At 69.4% G+C, this 18180-nt stretch carries 19 protein-coding genes, 1 tRNA gene and 1 riboswitch; of the genes, 11 read left to right on the top strand and 9 right to left on the bottom strand.

Translation table 11 applies throughout. The features are described from left to right. Positions 1 to 91 precede the first annotated feature (91 nt). The gene (locus tag ACGFRG_RS13335; protein ID WP_361427758.1) at positions 92 to 472 is read left to right on the top strand and encodes a hypothetical protein; all 381 of its coding nucleotides are present in this window, start codon (positions 92 to 94) and stop codon (positions 470 to 472) included. A 49-nt stretch (positions 473 to 521) separates the two neighbouring features. Next, the gene (gene rdgB, locus ACGFRG_RS13330; RefSeq protein WP_393263632.1) at positions 522 to 1124 is read left to right on the top strand and encodes an RdgB/HAM1 family non-canonical purine NTP pyrophosphatase; all 603 of its coding nucleotides are present in this window, start codon (positions 522 to 524) and stop codon (positions 1122 to 1124) included. A 60-nt stretch (positions 1125 to 1184) separates the two neighbouring features. Here the strand turns inward: rdgB and ACGFRG_RS13325 are convergent. The 4 genes from ACGFRG_RS13325 to bcp all read right to left on the bottom strand — a co-directional run bounded on the left by ACGFRG_RS13325 (position 1185) and on the right by bcp (position 3245). Then, positions 1185 to 1257, bottom strand: a tRNA-Leu gene (locus tag ACGFRG_RS13325). Between the two features lie 53 nt (positions 1258 to 1310). After that, on the bottom strand, positions 1311 to 1970 hold the full coding sequence (locus ACGFRG_RS13320; RefSeq protein WP_361427764.1) for an HNH endonuclease signature motif containing protein: 660 nt from the start codon (positions 1968 to 1970) through the stop codon (positions 1311 to 1313). Then, a complete protein-coding gene (locus ACGFRG_RS13315) occupies positions 1967 to 2620 on the bottom strand; it encodes an HNH endonuclease signature motif containing protein (protein ID WP_361427767.1) in 654 nt (217 codons plus the stop codon). The genes ACGFRG_RS13320 and ACGFRG_RS13315 overlap by 4 nt, the downstream gene beginning before the upstream one ends. Before the next feature lie 157 nt (positions 2621 to 2777). Beyond that, positions 2778 to 3245, bottom strand: coding sequence for a thioredoxin-dependent thiol peroxidase (bcp, locus tag ACGFRG_RS13310; RefSeq protein ID WP_361427770.1), 468 nt, complete (start codon positions 3243 to 3245; stop codon positions 2778 to 2780). Between the two features lie 135 nt (positions 3246 to 3380). Between bcp and ACGFRG_RS13305 the strand changes: the two genes are divergently transcribed. The 3 genes from ACGFRG_RS13305 (at position 3381) to ACGFRG_RS13295 (ending at position 4649) form a co-directional block, all read left to right on the top strand. Further along, positions 3381 to 3734, top strand: coding sequence for a DUF3618 domain-containing protein (locus ACGFRG_RS13305; protein WP_393263629.1), 354 nt, complete (start codon positions 3381 to 3383; stop codon positions 3732 to 3734). Between the two features lie 79 nt (positions 3735 to 3813). Next, positions 3814 to 4146 carry a co-chaperone GroES gene (locus ACGFRG_RS13300; protein ID WP_067159470.1) on the top strand — a complete coding sequence of 111 codons (333 nt, stop codon included), beginning with the start codon at positions 3814 to 3816 and terminating at the stop codon, positions 4144 to 4146. Positions 4147 to 4215: 69 nt separating this feature from the next. After that, a riboswitch (guanidine-III (ykkC-III) riboswitch) is annotated at positions 4216 to 4280 on the top strand. A gap of 48 nt (positions 4281 to 4328) precedes the next feature. Continuing rightward, positions 4329 to 4649: a multidrug efflux SMR transporter gene (locus ACGFRG_RS13295; RefSeq protein ID WP_067159467.1), complete on the top strand. Its 321-nt coding sequence runs from the start codon at positions 4329 to 4331 to the stop codon at positions 4647 to 4649. A gap of 26 nt (positions 4650 to 4675) precedes the next feature. Here the strand turns inward: ACGFRG_RS13295 and ACGFRG_RS13290 are convergent, their stop codons facing one another. Beyond that, positions 4676 to 7222 (bottom strand): transglycosylase domain-containing protein, encoded by a 2547-nt coding sequence (locus ACGFRG_RS13290; RefSeq protein WP_393263626.1) that lies wholly within the window; start codon positions 7220 to 7222, stop codon positions 4676 to 4678. Positions 7223 to 7363: 141 nt separating this feature from the next. On the opposite strand from ACGFRG_RS13290, the gene ACGFRG_RS13285 reads away from it, so the two are divergent. The 5 genes from ACGFRG_RS13285 to ACGFRG_RS13265 all read left to right on the top strand — a co-directional run bounded on the left by ACGFRG_RS13285 (position 7364) and on the right by ACGFRG_RS13265 (position 12306). Continuing rightward, complete coding sequence (locus ACGFRG_RS13285) at positions 7364 to 8164, top strand: ABC-2 family transporter protein (RefSeq protein ID WP_361427782.1); 801 nt, start codon at positions 7364 to 7366, stop codon at positions 8162 to 8164. A gap of 31 nt (positions 8165 to 8195) precedes the next feature. Further along, complete coding sequence (locus tag ACGFRG_RS13280; protein WP_393263770.1) at positions 8196 to 9053, top strand: ABC transporter permease; 858 nt, start codon at positions 8196 to 8198, stop codon at positions 9051 to 9053. Between the two features lies 1 nt (position 9054). Then, positions 9055 to 10035 (top strand): ATP-binding cassette domain-containing protein, encoded by a 981-nt coding sequence (locus tag ACGFRG_RS13275; protein WP_393263624.1) that lies wholly within the window; start codon positions 9055 to 9057, stop codon positions 10033 to 10035. Positions 10036 to 10107: 72 nt separating this feature from the next. Further along, positions 10108 to 10791, top strand: a complete 684-nt coding sequence (locus ACGFRG_RS13270; protein WP_393263769.1) for a DUF1707 domain-containing protein — start codon at positions 10108 to 10110, stop codon at positions 10789 to 10791. Between the two features lie 156 nt (positions 10792 to 10947). Continuing rightward, positions 10948 to 12306, top strand: a complete 1359-nt coding sequence (locus ACGFRG_RS13265) for a DUF445 domain-containing protein (RefSeq protein WP_393263622.1) — start codon at positions 10948 to 10950, stop codon at positions 12304 to 12306. Positions 12307 to 12663: 357 nt separating this feature from the next. On the opposite strand, the gene ACGFRG_RS13260 is transcribed toward ACGFRG_RS13265, so the two are convergent. The 3 genes from ACGFRG_RS13260 to ACGFRG_RS13250 all read right to left on the bottom strand — a co-directional run bounded on the left by ACGFRG_RS13260 (position 12664) and on the right by ACGFRG_RS13250 (position 14150). Continuing rightward, positions 12664 to 12966, bottom strand: coding sequence for a hypothetical protein (locus tag ACGFRG_RS13260; RefSeq protein WP_393263620.1), 303 nt, complete (start codon positions 12964 to 12966; stop codon positions 12664 to 12666). Positions 12967 to 13080: 114 nt separating this feature from the next. Then, the gene (locus tag ACGFRG_RS13255) at positions 13081 to 13305 is read right to left on the bottom strand and encodes a DUF397 domain-containing protein (RefSeq protein ID WP_393263618.1); all 225 of its coding nucleotides are present in this window, start codon (positions 13303 to 13305) and stop codon (positions 13081 to 13083) included. Beyond that, entirely contained in the window at positions 13302 to 14150 is an 849-nt protein-coding gene (locus ACGFRG_RS13250) for a helix-turn-helix domain-containing protein (RefSeq protein WP_393263616.1), read from the bottom strand. Before ACGFRG_RS13250 ends, ACGFRG_RS13255 begins: the two co-directional genes overlap by 4 nt. Positions 14151 to 14309: 159 nt before the next feature. On the opposite strand from ACGFRG_RS13250, the gene ACGFRG_RS13245 reads away from it, so the two are divergent. Beyond that, on the top strand, positions 14310 to 14960 hold the full coding sequence (locus ACGFRG_RS13245; protein ID WP_393263614.1) for an ATP-binding protein: 651 nt from the start codon (positions 14310 to 14312) through the stop codon (positions 14958 to 14960). Between the two features lie 20 nt (positions 14961 to 14980). Here ACGFRG_RS13245 and ACGFRG_RS13240 read toward each other — a convergent pair whose 3' ends face one another. After that, positions 14981 to 18172, bottom strand: coding sequence for a DUF3427 domain-containing protein (locus ACGFRG_RS13240; RefSeq protein WP_393263612.1), 3192 nt, complete (start codon positions 18170 to 18172; stop codon positions 14981 to 14983). Positions 18173 to 18180 lie beyond the last annotated feature (8 nt).

The following is an 18180-nucleotide window of genomic DNA, read 5'->3' as shown; positions in this document are numbered from 1 at the left end:
GGGGGCAACCCGGGGACGCCTGCGCGCGTCCCCACCCATACGGGCGTACGGGCCGAACCGTGCGCCCGTCCGCACCTCGGGGAGGACGCCCATGCGCCGCCGCAGCAGCATCGCCCTGGCCACCGCCACCGCGGCCCTCACCCTCTCCGTGGTGGGGTGTGGCGCGGTGGACAAGGCGATCGACTGCGTCCGGACGGCCGACGCGATCGCCTCCAGCGTCGACAACCTCGGCCGCGCCGTGGCGAACGCGACCGACAACCCGGCCCAGGCGGACAAGGCGCTCGACGACATCGACAAGGAACTGTCGTCGCTGAAGGGCAAGACGGGCGACGCCGACCTCTCCAAGGCGGTCGACAACCTCAACAAGGCGGTCGCGAACGTCCGTTCAGCGATCAAGAACGGCGACAACACACCGGACATCGGCCCGGTGCGGGACGCGGCGAAGGAAGTGGGCAAGGTCTGCACCCCGTGATCGCCGGTCGGGGGCCGGGGCGAACTCCCCGCCCCCGATACTGGAGGACATGACCCGCCTGATCCTCGCCACCCGTAACACCGGCAAAATCACCGAGCTCCGCGCGATCCTCGCCGACGCCGGGCTGCCCCATGAACTCGTCGGCGCCGACGCCTATCCGGAGATCCCCGACGTCAAGGAAACCGGCGTCACCTTCGCCGAGAACGCCCTCCTGAAGGCCCACGCCCTGGCCCGGGCGACCGGCCTGCCCGCCGTCGCCGACGACTCGGGCCTGTGCGTGGACGTACTGAACGGCGCGCCCGGCATCTTCTCCGCCCGCTGGGCCGGCACCCACGGCGACGACAAGGCCAACCTGGACCTGCTCCTGGCCCAGCTCGGCGACATCGCCGACGAACACCGCGCCGCCCACTTCGCCTGCGCGGCCGCCCTGGCCCTCCCTGACGGCACGGAGCGCGTGGTCGAAGGCCGCCTCCTCGGCACCCTGCGCCACGAGCCCGCCGGCACGGGCGGCTTCGGCTACGACCCGATCCTCCAGCCGGACGGCGAGACCCGCACGTGCGCGGAGCTGACGGCAGCGGAAAAGAACGCGATCAGCCACCGCGGCAAGGCGTTCCGGGCGCTGGTGCCGGTGGTGCGGGAGCTGTTGGGCTGAGGTGAGGACGGCGTGATTCCCCCGCGTTGTCGACGGGGGAATCACGCCGTGCTCGTCCGGTGCGCCCGGTCGGATTCGAACCGACAGACACGACCACCTAAAGATCGCCGCTCAGCCCTTGGCGTACAGGCGCGTACCGTGACCCACTCTACTGGGCGAAGTCGACTCCTGGTGGGGAGAGGCCCACTACGGCGATCGTCGTCGTCCGCCTCGGCACCAGGTGCTCGTGACCGCGTGGCAGTTGGGGCACAGCAACCGCAGGTTCTCGCGCCGGTCGTCGTTCCAGTCCCCGTTGATGTGGTCGACTTCCAGCGTCATGGGTTTCCCCAGCCACTCGGAGCCGACCCCGCACTCGGCACACTGCTCGGGTACGCCGATTTCGCGGAGCGCTCGACGCAGCAGTGTGGTCTTTGTCCGCCGGTCACCGTTGTGTTTGACCAGGACTTCCTCGGCCCGTTTCAAGGGTGTGGGCCCGGGCTTCCCGCGCTGGTGGCCTTGGCCCAGGAAGTGCGAGGTATCGATGGCGTACATGGCGGTCAGCTGAGGGAACAGCGCACGCAGCCGGGTGTTGTCCGGGCGATTCAGCCACCGAAGCGCTTCGGCGACCGAGGTGGATCGACCGACGGCGCGGCGCAACTCGTCCTCACTCGGCAGATTCCCGCGCCTGCGGCCTGTCTGTGTGAAGTGTGAGATGTCGATACCGAAGTGCTCGAAGCGCTGGTGCAGGTGGCGCCGCAGACTGGGGTACGACTGAGTACCGAAGAAGGCGATGACTTCGTCGATGCCCGAGCACTGCTCGGCCGCCTGCGTCAGCCGCTCGCGGGTGTACTGAACTGCGCCGCTCATGAGGGGGCACCCCTGGCATGGCGCTTGCCGCGCCCCCGGTAGCCGTCCGTCGTCGAGTGGCAGTTGGGGCAGAGCAGTCGGAGATTCTCGATGCGGTTGTCGCGCCAGTCGCCGTCGATGTGATCGACCTCCAGAGGGAGCGGGCGCCCTCGCCAGATCGGTTCCGTACCGCAGAGGGCACACCTCTCCGGTACTCCCAGGACCGCCATCGCCCATCTGAGCCGGTCGCCCTGGATGCGCCGGGCGTGGGCGGGCGGCTGTCGGACGAGCAGAGTCTCCGGCGTCCGGGGGCGCCGGGGTTCCCCGCGCCGGGACGGTGCCCGAAAGTGCGCGGTGTCGATGCCGAGGGCCTTGATCCGTCGGCTGATGTGCGTGTGGTGCCCGCCGACGACCTCAAGCCCGAGATGGCGCAGCACCTCGGACATGTTCGTCGAGGCCGCGACCACAGGGGTCAGTACCTCTCTCGTCCAGCGGGCTCCCTCACGCTCGAAGTGGCCGGTGGGCACGCCCAGCTTCTTCATCCGGTCGCATATGTACCGCCGCTTCGAGCTCTTCGGATCGACCCCCAGCTTCCCCAACGCCTCCGACAAGGTCCGCGATGACGCGGCCGCGTCCGCGAGGCGCTCCCGGGTGTACGGGCTCGTCCCCATGGTTCCCTCCCACCTGGCCGCATGTTCGCGGCCTCGTACGGAGTAACGAACCGAATTCCGGACAGTCACACCCGGGATGCGGAACGGCCCGTACCGGGCAGTGCGCGGTACGGGCCGTTCCGTGGGCTGTCGGTGAGGGGCGAGGGCCCCGGGAGGGTCAGAGCCCCAGATCCTTGATGATCTTGGCTACATGGCCCGTCGCCTTCACGTTGTACAGCGCGCGTTCGACCTTGCCCTCCTCGTCCACGATCACCGTGGAGCGGATCACGCCGGTCACGGTCTTGCCGTACAGCTTCTTCTCGCCGTACGCGCCGTACGCCTCCAGGACCTCCTTCGAGGGGTCGCCGACGAGGGTGACCTTCAGGGACTCCTTCTCGCGGAACTTCGCCAGCTTCTCCGGCTTGTCGGGGGAGACGCCGATCACGTCGTAGCCGTGGCCGGTCAGGAATTCCAGGTTGTCCGTGAAGTCGCACGCCTGCTTGGTGCAGCCGGGGGTGAGGGCGGCCGGGTAGAAGTACACGATGACCTTGCGGCCCTTGTGCGCCGCCAGCGAGACCTCGTTGCCGTCCGCGTCGGGCAGGGTGAAGGCGGGGGCGGTGTCGCCGGGCTGGAGTCGCTCGCTCATGGGGGTCTTCCTCCGGAAGGGCCGAGGGTGGGGCGTACTCGGACAGAGCCTAATGGGGGCCTGTGACAGTGCATCGGCGGGAGAGCTGACAGACTGTCGATGACGGATACCCATGACAGCGACGGAGGCGGCGCAGTGTCGGAAGCCAGGACCCCTGCGCAGATCGAGGCGGACATCAGGAGCCGGCGGGATCAGCTCGCGGTGACCCTCGACGAGATCGGTGTGCGGCTGCACCCGGCGACGATCGTCGGGGACGCGAAGGCCAAGGTCGCCTCGGCCGTGGACCGGACCGCGGGCCGGGCCTTCGTCGCCGTGAACAAGACCGTCTCGGACGTGAAGGCCCAGTTCGTGGGCGAGGACGGCGCACCCCGTATGGAACGCGTCGTTCCGGTCGCGCTGCTCGCCGTCGGTCTCGTCGGGCTGCTCGCCATGTCGTCGTCGAAGTCGTCGGCCAGGGCGGCGAAGGCCGGCAAGAACAAGCGCGGCTGACTCCGCGCGCCCCGTCCCGGTCTCCTCTGCGTTCGCCCTTCGGCATACGCCGCGTGCACGGGCAGGTAGGTTCGAGTCCGTGAGCGAGAACACCCACGACAAGCTGCCCATCCGGATGCTCCACGACCGCGTGCTGGTCCGGTCCGACACTCCCGAGGGCGAACGGCGTTCCGGCGGCGGCATCCTGATCCCCGCCACCGCCGCCGTCGGCAAGCGGCTGGCCTGGGCCGAAGTGGTCGCGGTCGGCCAGAACGTCCGGACCGTGGAGCCCGGCGACCGGGTGCTGTACGACCCGGAGGACCGCGCCGAGGTCGAGGTGCGCGGCATCGCCTACGTACTGATGCGCGAGCGCGATCTGCACGCCGTCGCCTCGGAGCGGGTTTCCGAGGACTCGACCGGGCTTTATCTCTAGGACCTCCAGGCCGGGTTCTGAAGGGCTGGTGACCCGCGTCACCAGCCCTTTTAGCTTCCCTTTGCTATCGTTGAGCACACCTAGTAGCACCCCGACGAGACGCGTCGTACCGGGTCAGGACAAGACGACGCACCCCGCGCGCACGCCCGTACGCGCGTGAACGTCTCTCGGAGGTGCCCGTCATGGCCTGGGTTCTGCTGCTCGTCGCCGGTCTGCTCGAAGTCGGCTGGTCGATCGGGATGAAGTACACCGACGGATTCACCCGGCTCGGGCCGAGCCTCCTGACCGGCGCCGGGATCGTCGCCTCGATGCTGCTGCTCTCGCAGGCCGCCAAGACCCTGCCCATCGGCACGGCCTACGGCGTCTGGGTCGGCATCGGCGCGGCCGGCGCCGCGGTGCTCGGCATGGTGGTGCTCGGCGAGCCCGCCACCGCCGCGCGGATCTTCTTCGTCTGTCTGCTGCTCGTGGCCGTGGTGGGGCTCAAGGCGACCTCGGGCCACTAGGCGACAGGCCCTGGGCGACCGGACGGCTACCCCGTGCGGGTACGCGGCTGGCGGCGTGGGCGGTCCGCGCCGCCCGCCGTGGTGCCCGCCGTCGTGCCCTGGGCCGCCCCGCCGGTGCCGCCCGTGCCCGCTGTCGTGCCGCCCGTGGTGGTGCCGCCGTCCGTGGTGCCGCCGGTGGTCGGGCCGGTGGTCGTGGTGCCGCCGTCGGTGGTGCCGCCGTTGGTGGTGCCTCCGTTCGTGCCCCCGCCCGTCGTGCCGCCGTTGGTGGTCCCGCCCTGTGTCTGCCCTTGCGTGGGGCCCTGGGTCTGACCCTGTGTCTGGCCTTGCGTCTGACCCTGGCTCTGGCCCTGCGTCTGGCCTTGGGCCTGACCCTGGTTCTGACCTTGGCTCTGCCCCTGGTCCTGGCCCTGCGTCTGGCCCTGGTCCTGTCCCTGGATCTGCCCCTGCGTGTTCTGGTTCGGGTTCGGCGCCTGCGTCTCGACCGGCGGCGGCACGGCCGCGCCGTCCTGGAGCTGGAGGTCGAAGTCCTGCGGCTCGGTGCCCTTGAGGGCCGCGGCCGTGTACTGCGCCCACACCTGCGCGGGCGGCCCGCCGCCGTTCATGCGGTCCAGGCCCAGCGCCCCGTACAGCGGCTTCTGGACGGCCGTGTCGGGGTCCTGGCCCATCACCGCGACCACAGTGGCCAGATCGGGCGTGTACGCGGCGAACCAGGCCGCCTTGTCGCCCTCCGCCGTGCCGGTCTTGCCCGCGGCCGTACGGTTCGCGGCCTGCGCGGCCGTGCCGGTGCCGCCCTCGATGACGCTCTCCAGGATCGAGGTGGTGGTGTCGGCGGCCTCGCGGCTGACGGCCTGCTTGCCGTCCGTGGCGGGCAGGTCCACCTTCTCGCCGTCCTTGGTGACGGACTCGACCAGCGTGTACGTGCCGTGCTTGCCGTGGTTGGCGAGCGTCGCGTACGCCTCGGTCATGTCCAGGACGGACGCGGTGGCGGTGCCGAGCGCGATCGCCGGGCCGTTGGGCATGTCGGGCGTGCTCGACGGGATGCCGAGGGAGACCGCGGTCTGCCGGACCGTCTTGGGGCCGACGTCCACGGCCATCTGCGCGTACACCGCGTTCACCGACTTGTCGGTGGCGGTCCGCACGGTGATCGGCCCGTACGTGGCGTCGTCCTCGTTGGCGGGATTGAACGTGGGTCCCGACCAGCCCTGCACCGGGCGCTTGTTGGTGCCGTCGTAGATGGTGTTGGGCGTGATGGTCCGCCCGTCCTGCGTCTTGGAGCCGTTCTCGACGGCCGAGGCGAAGACGAACGGCTTGAAGGTCGAACCGACCTGGTAGTCGCGCCGGGTCGCGTTGTTGACGTACTGCTTCGTGTAGTCGATGCCCCCGTACATCGCGAGCACCTTGCCGCTCGCCGGGTCGATGGAGGCGCCGCCGACCCGGACGTTGCGGTCCACCTTGCGGTCCGCGCTGACCTGGGACATCACCTTGTCGTCGACGGCGGCGACGAACGCGTCCTCCTTCGCGCGCTGGAGCGTGGTGGTGATCCGGTAGCCGCCCTTGGCCAGGGTGTTCTCGTCGATGATCTTGTTGGTGGTGAGGTAGTCCTTGACGGCCTCGACCACATAGCCGCGCTGGCCGGCCATCCCGGCCGCGGGCCGCGCCTTGCCCGGCGCCGGGAAGGTCGCGGCGGCCCGTTCGGCCGGGCTCAGCCAGTTCTCCTTGACCATGCCGTCGAGCACGTAGTTCCAGCGCGCGAGGGCCTTCGCCTTGTTCTCGGGGTGGGCCACCACGTCGAACGCGCTGGGGGCGTTGAGCAGCGAGGCGAGGTAGGCGCCCTCGGCGGTGGTGACCTTCTCGATGTCCTTGCCGTAGTACGCCTGGGCGGCGGCCTGGATGCCGTAGGCGTTGCGGCCGAAGTAGCTGGTGTTGAGGTAGCCCTCCAGGATGTCCGCCTTGCTCACCTCGCGGTTGAGCTTGATGGCGATGAAGAACTCCTTCCACTTCCGGCTGATCGTCTGCTCCTGCCCCAGGTAGTAGTTCTTCACGTACTGCTGGGTGATGGTCGAGCCGGACTGCTTGCCCTTGCCGGTGAAGGTGTTCCAGGCCGCGCGGACCATGGCCTTGGGGTCGACGGCCCGTTCGGAGTAGAAGCCGCGGTCCTCGGCGGCGAGCACGGTGTGCTGCACGGTGAGCGGGATCTGCGCGAGCTTGACGTTCTCGCGGTTGATCTCGCCGTCGCGGGCGAGCTGGCTGCCGTCCGCGTACAGGAAGACGTTGGACTGGGCGGTCGCGGTGGCGTTGGCGGGCGGGATGTGGACGAGCGTGTACCCGGCCATGAAGCCGCCGATCAGCAGCAGGGCGATGACCAGGACGGTCCCGAGCACCCAGCGCCAGCCGGGCACGAACCGCCGCCAGCCGGTCCGCTTCTTCCCGTTCTTCCCGTTCTTCCCGCCGTTCGCCGGGCCCGCCGGGCCGGTCCGCGCGGCGCCGGGCGCCGCGTCCGGCCCGCCGGCCGTGAGGTCCCGAGGGGCCCAGCCGGGATGTCTCGGCCGGACCGTCCGCTCGTCGTCGCTCATGTCCCTCTCGCCACTGCGGTGTCGGAATCGCGTCGTACGCCCATATTGCACGTCCGGCCGGGGAAAAGCCGTCGCGGTGGACGCCCCGCGGGAACTAAGGTCGGGCACTTTGGCACCACGGACTCGGTGAGGAGGCGGCACGTGCGGCTCTACGCGGTCGTCGCGGCGGGTGGCTTCCGGCGCTACACGACCTACCGCATAGCGACGGCGGCCGGGGTGTTCACCAATACGGTCTTCGGCGTCATCGTGGCCTACACCTATATGGCCCTGTGGAAGGTCCGCCCGCATCTCGGGGGCTACGACCAGTCCCAGGCCCTGACCTATGTGTGGCTCGGCCAGGCCCTGATCATGACGGTCGCCATGATGGGCGGCGGCTTCGAGGACGAGCTCATCGAACGCATCCGTACGGGTGACATCGCGATCGACCTGTACCGCCCCGCCGACCTCCAACTGTGGTGGCTGGCCGGGGACGTGGGCCGGGCGGCGTTCCACCTCCTGGGACGGGGCGCGGTGCCGATGGCGTTCGGGGCGCTCGCCTTCGACCTCGCGCTCCCGGCCGACCCTCTGCGCTGGCTCGCGTTCCTGTGCGCGGTCTTCCTGGGCGTGGTGGTCAGCTTCGCGATCCGCTTCCTGGTGGCGCTGTCCGCGTTCTGGCTGCTCGACGGGGCGGGCGTGGCGCAGATCTCCTGGCTCGGCGGGATGTTCTTCTCCGGCCTGGTGCTGCCGCTCAACGTCTTCCCGGGCACGCTCGGCGAGGTGGCGCGCGCGTTGCCGTGGTCCGCGCTGCTCCAGATCCCGGCCGACATCCTGCTGGGCCGCCACACCGGCTGGGGCCTGGTGGCGGCGTACGGACTCCAGCTGGGCTGGGCGGCGGTGCTGCTCGGCGCCGGACGCCTGCTCCAGGCGACCGCGACCAGGAGGGTGGTGGTGCAGGGTGGCTGAGCGCACGATCAGCGAGGAGAGCCGGGGTGCGGTGCCCCTCGGGGACGTACGCCCGGGGCGCACACAAGGCCCTCGTCTGCGCGCCGCCGCCGACGGCATCCGCGCGTACCGCCTGATCGCCGGGATGTGGATCCGCTCCACGCTGGCCTACCGGGCATCCTTCGCCATGACCGCCCTCGCGAACTTCGTCGCGACCGGCCTCGACTTCGTGGCCATCCTGCTGATGTTCTCGCACGTGGACGCGCTCGGCGGCTACTCGCTGCCCGAAGTGGCGCTCCTGTACGGGGCGTCGGGCGCCGCGTTCGGCCTGGCGGACCTGACGATGGGGTCCATGGACCGGCTCGGCCGCCGGGTGCGCGACGGCACGCTGGACACGCTTCTCGTCCGCCCGGTGCCGGTGCTCGCCCAGGTCGCCGCCGACCGCTTCGCGCTGCGCCGCCTCGGCCGCATCACCCAGGGGCTCCTGGTGCTCGGCTACGCGCTGCTCACCCTCGACATCCACTGGACGCCGCTGCGGGTGCTGATGATCCCGCTGATGCTGCTGAGCGGCGGGGCCATCTTCGCGGCGCTGTTCGTGGCGGGCGCGGCGTTCCAGTTCGTCGCGCAGGACGCCTCCGAGGTGCAGAACTCCTTCACGTACGGCGGCGTCACGATGCTCCAGTACCCGCCGACGGTGTTCGCGAAGGACATGGTGCGCGGCGTGACGTTCGTGGTCCCGCTGGCCTTCGTCAACTGGCTGCCCGCGATGTACGTACTGGACCGGCCGTATCCGCTCGACCTGCCGACATGGCTGGCGTTCGGACCGCCGGTCGTGGCGGTGGGGTGCTGCGCGCTGGCGGGGGCGGCGTGGCGGGCGGGGCTCAGGTCGTACCGGAGTACAGGAAGCTGACATGGCATCAGATGACGTAGGCACAGATCTCATCGAGCTCGACGGTGTCGAGAAGGTCTTCGAGGTCCGTCGCAAGAGCGGGCGGCTGAAGCGGGAGAAGAAGCAGGTCAGGGCGGTCGACGGGATCAGTTTCCGGGTCGCGCGCGGCGAGATGGTCGGCTATATCGGCCCGAACGGCGCGGGCAAGTCCACCACCATCAAGATGCTCACCGGCATCCTTACCCCGAGCGCGGGCCGGGTGCGGGTGGCGGGCCTGGACCCGTCCCGGGAGCGGACGCACCTGGCCCGCCGGATCGGCGTGGTCTTCGGCCAGCGCACCACGCTGTGGTGGGACCTGCCGCTGTACGACTCGTACCGCCTGGCCCACCGCATGTACCGCATCCCCGACGCCCGCTTCCGCGAGAACCTGGACCGCTGCGTCGAACTCCTCGACCTGTCCGCCCTGTTGGACGTGCCGGTGCGCCAGCTCTCGCTCGGCCAGCGCATGCGCGGCGACATCGCGGCCGCGCTGCTGCACGACCCGGACGTGCTCTACCTGGACGAGCCGACGATCGGCCTGGACGTGGTGAGCAAGGCGAAAGTACGGGAGTTCCTGAGCGATCTGAACGCCGAGCGCGGCACGACGGTCCTGCTGACCACCCATGACCTCACCGACATCGAGCAGCTCTGCAAGCGCGTGATGGTCATCGACCACGGCCGTCTGGTGTACGAGGGCGCGCTGGCGGGGCTGCACGAGGTGGGGGAGAGCGAGCGGACGCTGGTGGTCGACCTGGAACGCGAACTGCCGCCCATCGTGGTCCCCGACGCGCGCGTGGTGAAGGTCGAGGGCCCCCGGCAGTGGCTGGCGTTCCCGGCGGCGGCGTCGGCGGCGCCGCTGGTGGCGCGGATCGCGGCCGAGTACCCGCTGGTGGACCTGTCGGTGCGGGAGCCGGACATCGAGTCGGTGATCGCCCGGATGTACGCGGATCGGGACCGCTACTAGGCAGGTATGAGGCAGGTCCTTTATTAGGCTGGTGATATGACGAATGAACCTTCGGGGGCCGGGCTTCCCGAGATGCGTGCGTCCGACGCGGAGCGCGAGCGGGTGGCCGAGGCGCTGCGGGAGGCGGTGGCCGAGGGCCGGCTGGACATGGAGGAGTTCGAGGAGCGCCTGGAGGCGGCCTACAAGGCGCGTACGCACGGGGAGTTGGCCCCGCTGGTACGGGACCTGCCGGCGCCGGGCGGCGGGGCGGCGGTGTCCCCCGTGGCCTTGCACAAGTCCTCCGGAGCGGGTTCCGCCGAGGTCGACTGGCCGTCGAGGATCGGCGGCACGGCCACCTCGCGGGGCGCGTTCGCGTTCTGGGGCGGATTCGGCCGCCGGGGTACGTGGACGATCGCCTCGAAGTTCACCGCGTTCGCGATGTGGGGCGGCGGCGAGATCGACCTGCGCGAGGCCCGCTTCGAGTCCCGCGAGACGGTGATCCGCCTGTTCACGATCATGGGCGGCATGGGGGTGACGGTCCCGCCGGAGCTCACGGTCAGGGTCCGCGGTTTCGGCCTTATGGGCGGTTTCGGCGACCGGGCGACGGGGGAGGGCACGCCGGGTTCACCGACCGTGACGATCACCGGATTCGCGCTGATGGGCGGGATCGGGGTGGAGCGCAAACTCCGCAAGGCGGCGAAGCGCCAGCTCAGGGAGTCGGGCGGGACGGGTTCGGGCCAGGTGGAGGACGGCGGGCCGCGCAAGGAACTGGGCTAACGGCAGCGGTTGCGCGCACGTGTCCGCGCACGTGGCCGCGTACGTGCCGTGGGAGCTCCGGGAACTCCAGGTGCGTCCCGGGAGTCCCTGAGGTAGGGACAATTGCGTACGGGGTGGTGCGCGCGGCGCGGACGGGCGGAGCGGTGGAACGTAGCGATGGAACGTACTGAATCGGCATCGGCGTCGGCGTCGGCGTCGGCCGAGCCGGGACCGGCCGATACGGGCGCGCGTGGCGGCGCACCGGCGGGCTCCCCGTTCTCGTACACGGAGGCGGACGAGGAGAAGCGCCGGGGCGTGCGCCGGATGAAGGCGACGGCCACCGGCCTGCTGCTCCTGGTGGCGCTGATCTTCGCCCTGGCGACCTGGGCGGACCGCTCGGGCGCGGGGCCCTGGGCGGGCTATGTGGCGGCCGCGGCCGAGGCGGGCATGGTGGGCGCGCTGGCGGACTGGTTCGCGGTGACGGCCCTGTTCCGCCACCCGCTGGGCGTCCCGATCCCGCACACGGCGATCATCCCGAACAAGAAGGACCAGCTGGGGGTGTCGCTGGGCGCGTTCGTGGGTGAGAACTTCCTTTCCCCGAGTGTGGTCCGTACGCGCCTCGGGGCCCTGGGGATCGGCGGCAGGCTGGGGGCGTGGCTGGCGGAGCCGGCGCACGCGGACCGGGTGACGTCGGAGCTGGCGACGGCGCTGCGCGGCGCGCTGACGGTGCTGCGGGACTCGGACGTCCAGGCCGTGGTGGGCGAGGCGATCACGCGCCGGGCGGACGCGGCGGAGGTCGCCCCGGGCATCGGCAAGACCCTGGAGAAGGTGGTCGCGGACGGCGGCCACCGCAGGGTGGTGGACCTGGTCTGCGTGCGCGCCCACGACTGGCTGGTGCTGCACGGGGACTCGGTGATGGACGCGGTGCAGGGCGGCGCGCCGGGCTGGACGCCCCGTTTCGTGGACCGAAAAGTGGGCGAACGCGTCTACAAGGAGCTGCTCCGCTTCGTCACGGAGATGCGGGACATGCCGACGCACCCGGCGCGCGGGGCCCTGGACCGCTTCCTGGCGGACTTCGCGGCGGACCTCCAGTCGGACACGGACACGCGCGCGAGGGTGGAGCGCCTGAAGTCGGACGTCCTGGCGCGCCCCGAGGTCCAGGACGTGATCGCGTCGGCGTGGTCGTCGGTCCGCGCGATGATCATCGCGGCGGCGGAGGACGAACGCAGCGAGCTGCGCCTGCGGGCGCGCGCGTCCCTGCTCTCCCTGGGCGCCCGCCTGTCCACGGACACCCGCCTCCAGCAGAAGGTCGACGGCTGGCTCCAGGACGCGGCGGCGTACGTGGTCTCGACGTACCGCGCGGAGATCACGTCCCTGATCACGGACACGGTCCGCTCCTGGGACGCCACGGACACCTCCCGAAAGATCGAGGCCCACATCGGCCGCGACCTCCAGTTCATCCGCATCAACGGGACGGTGGTGGGGGCGCTGGCGGGGCTGGTGATCTTTACGGTTTCGCGGGTGGTGGGGGGGTAGGGGGGGCGGGGGGGTTTGGGGGGTGCGGGGCGCGCCTCGGGCGCGGGGGGTGCGGCTGGGGCGAGGCATGTGGCGCCGGTTGAGTGGGCCTGGCCCGGCCCACGGGGCGGCGCCCACGGGCTCACCCGGGATTGGTGCGTCCCCGATCCCCGGCAGCTCCGGGGCCTTGCTGGGCGCGTGCTCGCAGTCCTGTCCCTGCTCTGCACCGTCACGCGCCCAGCCACCCTGCGGGGAGTTGCATCACTACGTACGTAGGGGTCGCATCCGACGTTCAGTTGGTTCCGCGATTTCCGAGATTCCCTCGGATTACCGGCTTCCCGGTTTCGGTCGGTGCGGCGGCCAGTACAGCCAGTACGGCTAGGCGGCTTTCCGGGTGACGGCCCAGGAGGCCACGGCAACCCCACCCGCCACGGCGAACACGGACGGCCAGGCGCCGACCTTCTTGGCGAGCGGGTGCGACCCGGCGAACGCGGCGACGTAGGCGGTGGTGAGCCCGACGGCCGCCTTGGTCCCGGCGGCCTGCTTCCACTCGCGCGCGGCGAGAACCCCGGCGGCGGCGAGCGCGACCCCACCGAGCTGCCGCTTCTTGGTCCACCGCGCGACCCCGTACCCCCCGACGAGCCCACCCGCCGCTATAGCCGCTGCCGGAACCTTAGCCATCTCTGCCTCCTGCGCCTGCCTCTACGGACTGTCCGCTCCGAGGCTAATAGCCCACCGCCGCCGACTCGCATCCGGTCCACCCCATCGGGCCCGCTAGGTCCGCTCCCGGATGCGCTACATCCGCCCCGCCCGCAGCGCCCCGACGAAGTCCGCCCAGGCGGGGTCGGCGAAGGTGAGACGGGGGCCGTGGGGGCGCTTGGAGTCGCGCACGGCCGCCCCACCCGCGAGGAACACCGCCTCCACGCACTCGCCGCCGGATCCGTTGCTGTAGCTGCTCTTGAACCATCCCTCGTTGGTGCTCGCACACGGCATGTTGCTTGGAGACTGTGTGGTGTTCATCGGGAGTGCTCCTCCATTACGCGCCTGATCAAGGCAGTTGAACTAGACGGGCTCGATGCGAGAGCCCGGAGGTTGTCAAAGGCCTTGGTGTACTGCCCTACATCATGCTGCGTTTCCAGATAGGTGGCATCGGTCAGACCGTCTCGGTAGACCAGATCGGGATCTTCTTGCTCGGGAAACCCGAGGATGGTGAAGGCGCCGGTTGCTGGATAGCTTCCGGCGGTGAACGGCAGCACCTGCAACGTCACATTGCCCAACTCGCTCACGGCGATGATTCGTTCAAGCTGATCTCGCATCAGCTTGCGATCGCCGATGACGTGACGTAGCACGCTCTCATGCACGATGAACCAGGCATCGGGCGCCGAGGCCTTGGTGAGGAGACTCTGCCGCTCGGTGCGGACCTTCACTGCCCGTTCGAGATCCGCCGCAGACAACTGGTTCGAGACCAGATGCAACTCCGCGATGTATTCCGGGGTTTGCATAAGGCCAGGAACGAACTCGCACTGGTATTGACGCAGGCTCGACGCGGCCTGCTCGAACCCGACGTATCCGGCGAACCAACGTGGGACCCCGGTGCCGTGCGCTTGCCACCAGCCACGCAACTTCGAGTCCTTGGCAAGCGCCATGAGGAGTTCCCGTAGCTCGTCGCCGGTGCCGTAGAAGCGGCACAGGGCATCGACGTCGGAGGGCTGAACGCGGCCGCTTCCTGTCTCCAAACGGTTGACCTTGGACCCACTCCAGCTCAGCGCCTCGCCCACTTGGTTGCAGGTCAGTCGGCTGACCTCACGCAGCTTCTTGAGCTCGATGGCTAGTCGGCGGCGTCGAGCGGTGGGGGAATCGGCCACGTCAACTCCAAGTGCTGTAGCGGACGTTCAGTCTCCGTGGAAGCGGGGTGTGCTGCCAATCGCCCGATCGTGGGAATCTCTTCGTGCAAATTGCATATCGGGATGGCTCCGCTGCCATGCTCGCACCATCACCGATGCGGGACCGAGAGAGGTGGCGGCGTGGCTGGATGCAAGTTCAAGGTCCGCAGAAAGCCGTGGGACCTGTCGTTCCTGGCGGAGCCCGAGGAGGTGCAGGGGCTGCGGAACGTGCTGCGGTTGCACCTGGGCATCTGGGGGCTTCCGCACATGATCGATGCCGCCCAGTTGTGTGTGTCGGAGTTGGTCACGAACGTCATCACACATGTCGGGCCCGGCACCCCGACCACCCTGGCGGTTTCCATGAACGGCGGCTCCCTGCGCCTCGAAGTCGCCGACCCGGACGTACGGGCCCTGCCGACCCTCCTCGCGGCCACGGAGGGGGAGGAGTCCGGCAGAGGCATGGCGCTCGTGGACGCGGTGGCCGCACGCTGGGGCGTTGCCCTGCGCGCGGACTCCAAGGTGACGTGGTGCGATCTCGCCACCGGGCTCCAATCGGCGGACGATCACATCGGGGATCTTGGAGTCGACACAGCGGAGGAATTGCTGTCGTTGTACTGCTACTTGGACAACCACGCGGCCGGAGGAGATGCCACGTCGTTCAGTGTGGCGGTGGCCGAGGAGGCCGCGATCCAGATCGTCGCTGACCTCCTCGACTGGTTGCGAGCGCACGGCTGTGACCCGAGCGTCACATTGGACCAGGCCCTTGTGCGCTGCGAAGCCGAAACGCCGTGACGTCAGGGCTGCTACTAACGTCAGCCCGCCGCGATATGCGCGTACGTCCAGACGTCGGCCGGTAGTTCATTGTGGAGGCGCCACGTTACGGCCATCGGCTTGCTTCCCTTGTGCCCGCCGTACGTCGCCGGTCCCAGCAGCATCCACGGTTGGGACTTGCCGATGTCGTTGTCCTTGTAGCGACGCATGAAGAGCATCACATGGCTGCCCTGCTTGGCGTGGCTCTGGTAGCGCCGACCCGTGGGCGAGTCCGCCGCCGTGGTGCTCTGCGACTCCCAGTGGAACTCCGTGGGGCTCAGGGCGAAGTCCTTGTAGCGGATCGACGGGGAGAAGTCCTTCTCGTTCTTCTCCAGCGTGATCAGCAGCGCGTCCGTCTTGAGGGCGTCCACCCGCGCCACGCCTTGCGCGAACGAGCCCGGCATTTGGCCGCCGAGTCGGGCCACGCCGAGGGCTGCCAGGATCTCCGAGCGGTTGTACGAGCTGTGGATCTTCAGCGGGAGCTGGTGGTGGGGCCCCGTCAGGTCGATCGGGAGGTGGTCGGTGCGCTCGTGGATGTGCGCCAGCACCTGGCGGAGCTCACTGCGCAGCGCGACCTGCTCGCGCAGGGAGTCGAAACCCTCCTGGTAGCTGGAGAATCCCCCCGCCTTGTCCCACAGATTGAAGAAGAGCATGCGGGCGTAGCCCTGGCGCTTGGAGTCCAGCTCGGCATACGTGGGCGCATCGTCTTCCAGCAACTGGGTGTACGCCTCGACGCGCTCGCCGTCGTCGGCGTGCAGGAACGCGTGGACGCGCTTGAGTAGTTGTTCCTCGCCGGGCGGCGCGTCTTCCGGGATGAGGTCCGCGTAACGCAGTATCCGCGTCCAGGAGTTGGAGCCCTTGTAGAGCTCCTTGATCTCCCTGCGGCTCTCCGTGAGATAGCCCGACAGGCCGACCTCGGCGAAATCCTTCACCTCGGAGGCGAGGACCTTGATACTCGCCTTGAGCTGCGTACGGACGTTGTTCAGGACGATGTCCTTGGCGACACCTTCGAGCATGATCTGGCAGCCGGAAGGGAGCTGCGGGAAGTCGCGCTCCAGGTTGTCGACCAGGCGGTTGCGCGACAGGCTCGTCAGGGCGCGGAACTGCTCCTCGAAGCGGAATTCGGCGCGGTGCTCACCGATGAAGTCGAGGACGGTCAGGACCGGCTTGTCCGGGGTGCGGCGCAGGCCGCGACCGAGCTGCTGGAGGAAGACCGTCGCACTGTTCGTCGGCCGCAGGAGCAGCAGAGTGTCGACATCCGGGATGTCGAGCCCTTCGTTGAACAGGTCGACCGAGAAGATCACTTGGAGCGGGCCGTTGCGCAGAGAGGCCAGCGCGGAAGCGCGCTCGGAGGGCGGCGAGTCGCTGTCGAGGGCGACGGCTTTGATACCTGCGTCGCGGAAGAATCCGGCCATGAAGCGGGCGTGTGCCTTGGTCACGCAGAATCCGAGCGCACGCATGGACTCCGGGTGGGGGATCTTCTGCTGTATGGCCTTCACGACCAGTCGGGCGCGAGCATGGTTGCCGGTGTAGACGTCACCCAGCTCGGCAAGGTCGTACGAGCCCTTCTGCCAGGAGAGCGCTTTGAGGTCGGTGCCGTCCGGGATGCCGAAGTAGTGGAACGGGCACAGCAGATCGTTGTCCAGAGCCTCCCACAGGCGCATCTCGGCGGCGATGCGACCATCGAAGAACTCGTCCTGGACGTTCAGCCCGTCCATGCGCTCGGGCGTGGCCGTCAGGCCGAGGAGTTCCGCGGGGGCGAAGTAGTCGATCACCTGCCGATAGGTGGTCGCCGTCGCATGGTGAAACTCGTCGATGACGATGACGTCGAAATGCGCCGGGTCCAGCTTCGCCAGGCGCTGCTCGGTGAGGGACTGCACGCTGGCGAAGACGTGCTTCCACTCGGTCGGCTGCTCGCCGTTGTGAAGGAGTTCCCCGAATGAAGCGTCGTCCAGGACCTCGCGATAGGTGCGCTGAGACTGCTTCAGGATCTCCTTGCGGTGCGCGACGAAGAGCAGTCGCAGGTCCTTGCCCTTGGTGCGGAGCAGATCCCGGTAGTCCAGCGCGGCCATGACGGTCTTGCCGGTGCCGGTCGCGGCCACCAGCAGATTGCGATGGCGGTCGTGGACCTCCCGCTCGATGGTGAGCCGCTCCAGCATGTCGCGCTGATGCGCGAAGGGGCGCACTTCGAGCCCGGAGAGGCTGATCCGCGTCTCATCGGAGCTGGTGGTGCCGCCCGCCAGACCAAGCGCCTCGTCCAACCGTTTGGCGTCCGTATCCGGGTCGTACGGCTCGAACGCGCTGCTGCTCCAGTACGCGTCGAAGGTGGACTCGAACTTGTTGAGGACGTCACGGGTGGCGACCGAGGACAGCCGTACGTTCCACTCCAGGCCGTCAAGGAGCGCGGCCTTGGAAAGGTTGGAGCTGCCCACGTACGCGGTGTCGAAGCCGGTATTGCGTCTGAACAGCCACGCCTTGGCGTGCAGCCGGGTGGAGCGGATCTCGTAGTTGATGCGGACCTCGGCGCCGAATTCGCGCACGAGTCTGTCGAGCGCGTGCCGGTCGGTGGCGCCCATGTAGGTCGTCGTGATGACCCGGATGGGTACGCCGCGCTCCTTGGCGGCGCGCAACGAGTTTTCCAGCACGCGAAGCCCGTACCACTTCACGAAGGCGCAGAGCAGGTCGACGCGGTCCGCCGTGGCCAGCTCGGCCCGCAACTCGCTGCCGAGGCTTGGGTCTTCGGGTGCGTTGGTGATGAGAGCCGTCTCGGAGAGCGGGGTGAGCGGGCGCATCGCGTACACACCCGGCGCCTCCTGCTCGGCGAGGGCCAGCAACTGGCGTGGGCCGTCGACGATGACGTCCTCGGGATCCGGGCCCGGCGCCGCCGTGTCCCCGGGAGCGACGGCTCCCGGTGGCGAGGGTTCGTCGGCATTGGCGGCGAATGAGGAGAAGGACGCCATGATGTGGTTGGCCGCGGCCACTTGCCTGTCCTGCGGAAGCTCTCGCAACTTCCGCTGTACGGCCGCGGCAACGAACCGCGCGAGCACGTGGGGCGAGGACTCCTGGCTGACCTCTGCGTCGACGACCTTCCACCCGTCGGTGGTGAGGCCGTCGATCTGTTCCTGTACCTGCTGCGTGATCAGCTTCTCGTACACGCCGGTGATCGGCTGCGTGAAATCCCCCGAGTCCGCCACGGCCTCTC

Source organism: Streptomyces sp. NPDC048696 (assembly GCF_043198895.1).
Lineage (GTDB): Bacteria > Actinomycetota > Actinomycetes > Streptomycetales > Streptomycetaceae > Streptomyces.
The sequence above is the reverse complement of the archived record's forward strand: the minus strand, read 5'-3'. Positions and strand labels throughout refer to the sequence as shown.

Coding starts and splice junctions, on each gene's coding strand:
- ACGFRG_RS13315 (WP_361427767.1), bottom strand. CDS start 2,620: ATGGGGACGAGCCCGTACACCCGGGAGCGCCTCGCGGACGCGGCCGCG.
- ACGFRG_RS13290 (WP_393263626.1), bottom strand. CDS start 7,222: ATGAGCGACGACGAGCGGACGGTCCGGCCGAGACATCCCGGCTGGGCC.
- ACGFRG_RS13265 (WP_393263622.1), top strand. CDS start 10,948: ATGGAACGTACTGAATCGGCATCGGCGTCGGCGTCGGCGTCGGCCGAG.
- ACGFRG_RS13295 (WP_067159467.1), top strand. CDS start 4,329: ATGGCCTGGGTTCTGCTGCTCGTCGCCGGTCTGCTCGAAGTCGGCTGG.
- rdgB (WP_393263632.1), top strand. CDS start 522: ATGACCCGCCTGATCCTCGCCACCCGTAACACCGGCAAAATCACCGAG.
- bcp (WP_361427770.1), bottom strand. CDS start 3,245: ATGAGCGAGCGACTCCAGCCCGGCGACACCGCCCCCGCCTTCACCCTG.
- ACGFRG_RS13335 (WP_361427758.1), top strand. CDS start 92: ATGCGCCGCCGCAGCAGCATCGCCCTGGCCACCGCCACCGCGGCCCTC.
- ACGFRG_RS13255 (WP_393263618.1), bottom strand. CDS start 13,305: ATGAACACCACACAGTCTCCAAGCAACATGCCGTGTGCGAGCACCAAC.
- ACGFRG_RS13275 (WP_393263624.1), top strand. CDS start 9,055: ATGGCATCAGATGACGTAGGCACAGATCTCATCGAGCTCGACGGTGTC.
- ACGFRG_RS13320 (WP_361427764.1), bottom strand. CDS start 1,970: ATGAGCGGCGCAGTTCAGTACACCCGCGAGCGGCTGACGCAGGCGGCC.
- ACGFRG_RS13260 (WP_393263620.1), bottom strand. CDS start 12,966: ATGGCTAAGGTTCCGGCAGCGGCTATAGCGGCGGGTGGGCTCGTCGGG.
- ACGFRG_RS13270 (WP_393263769.1), top strand. CDS start 10,108: ATGCGTGCGTCCGACGCGGAGCGCGAGCGGGTGGCCGAGGCGCTGCGG.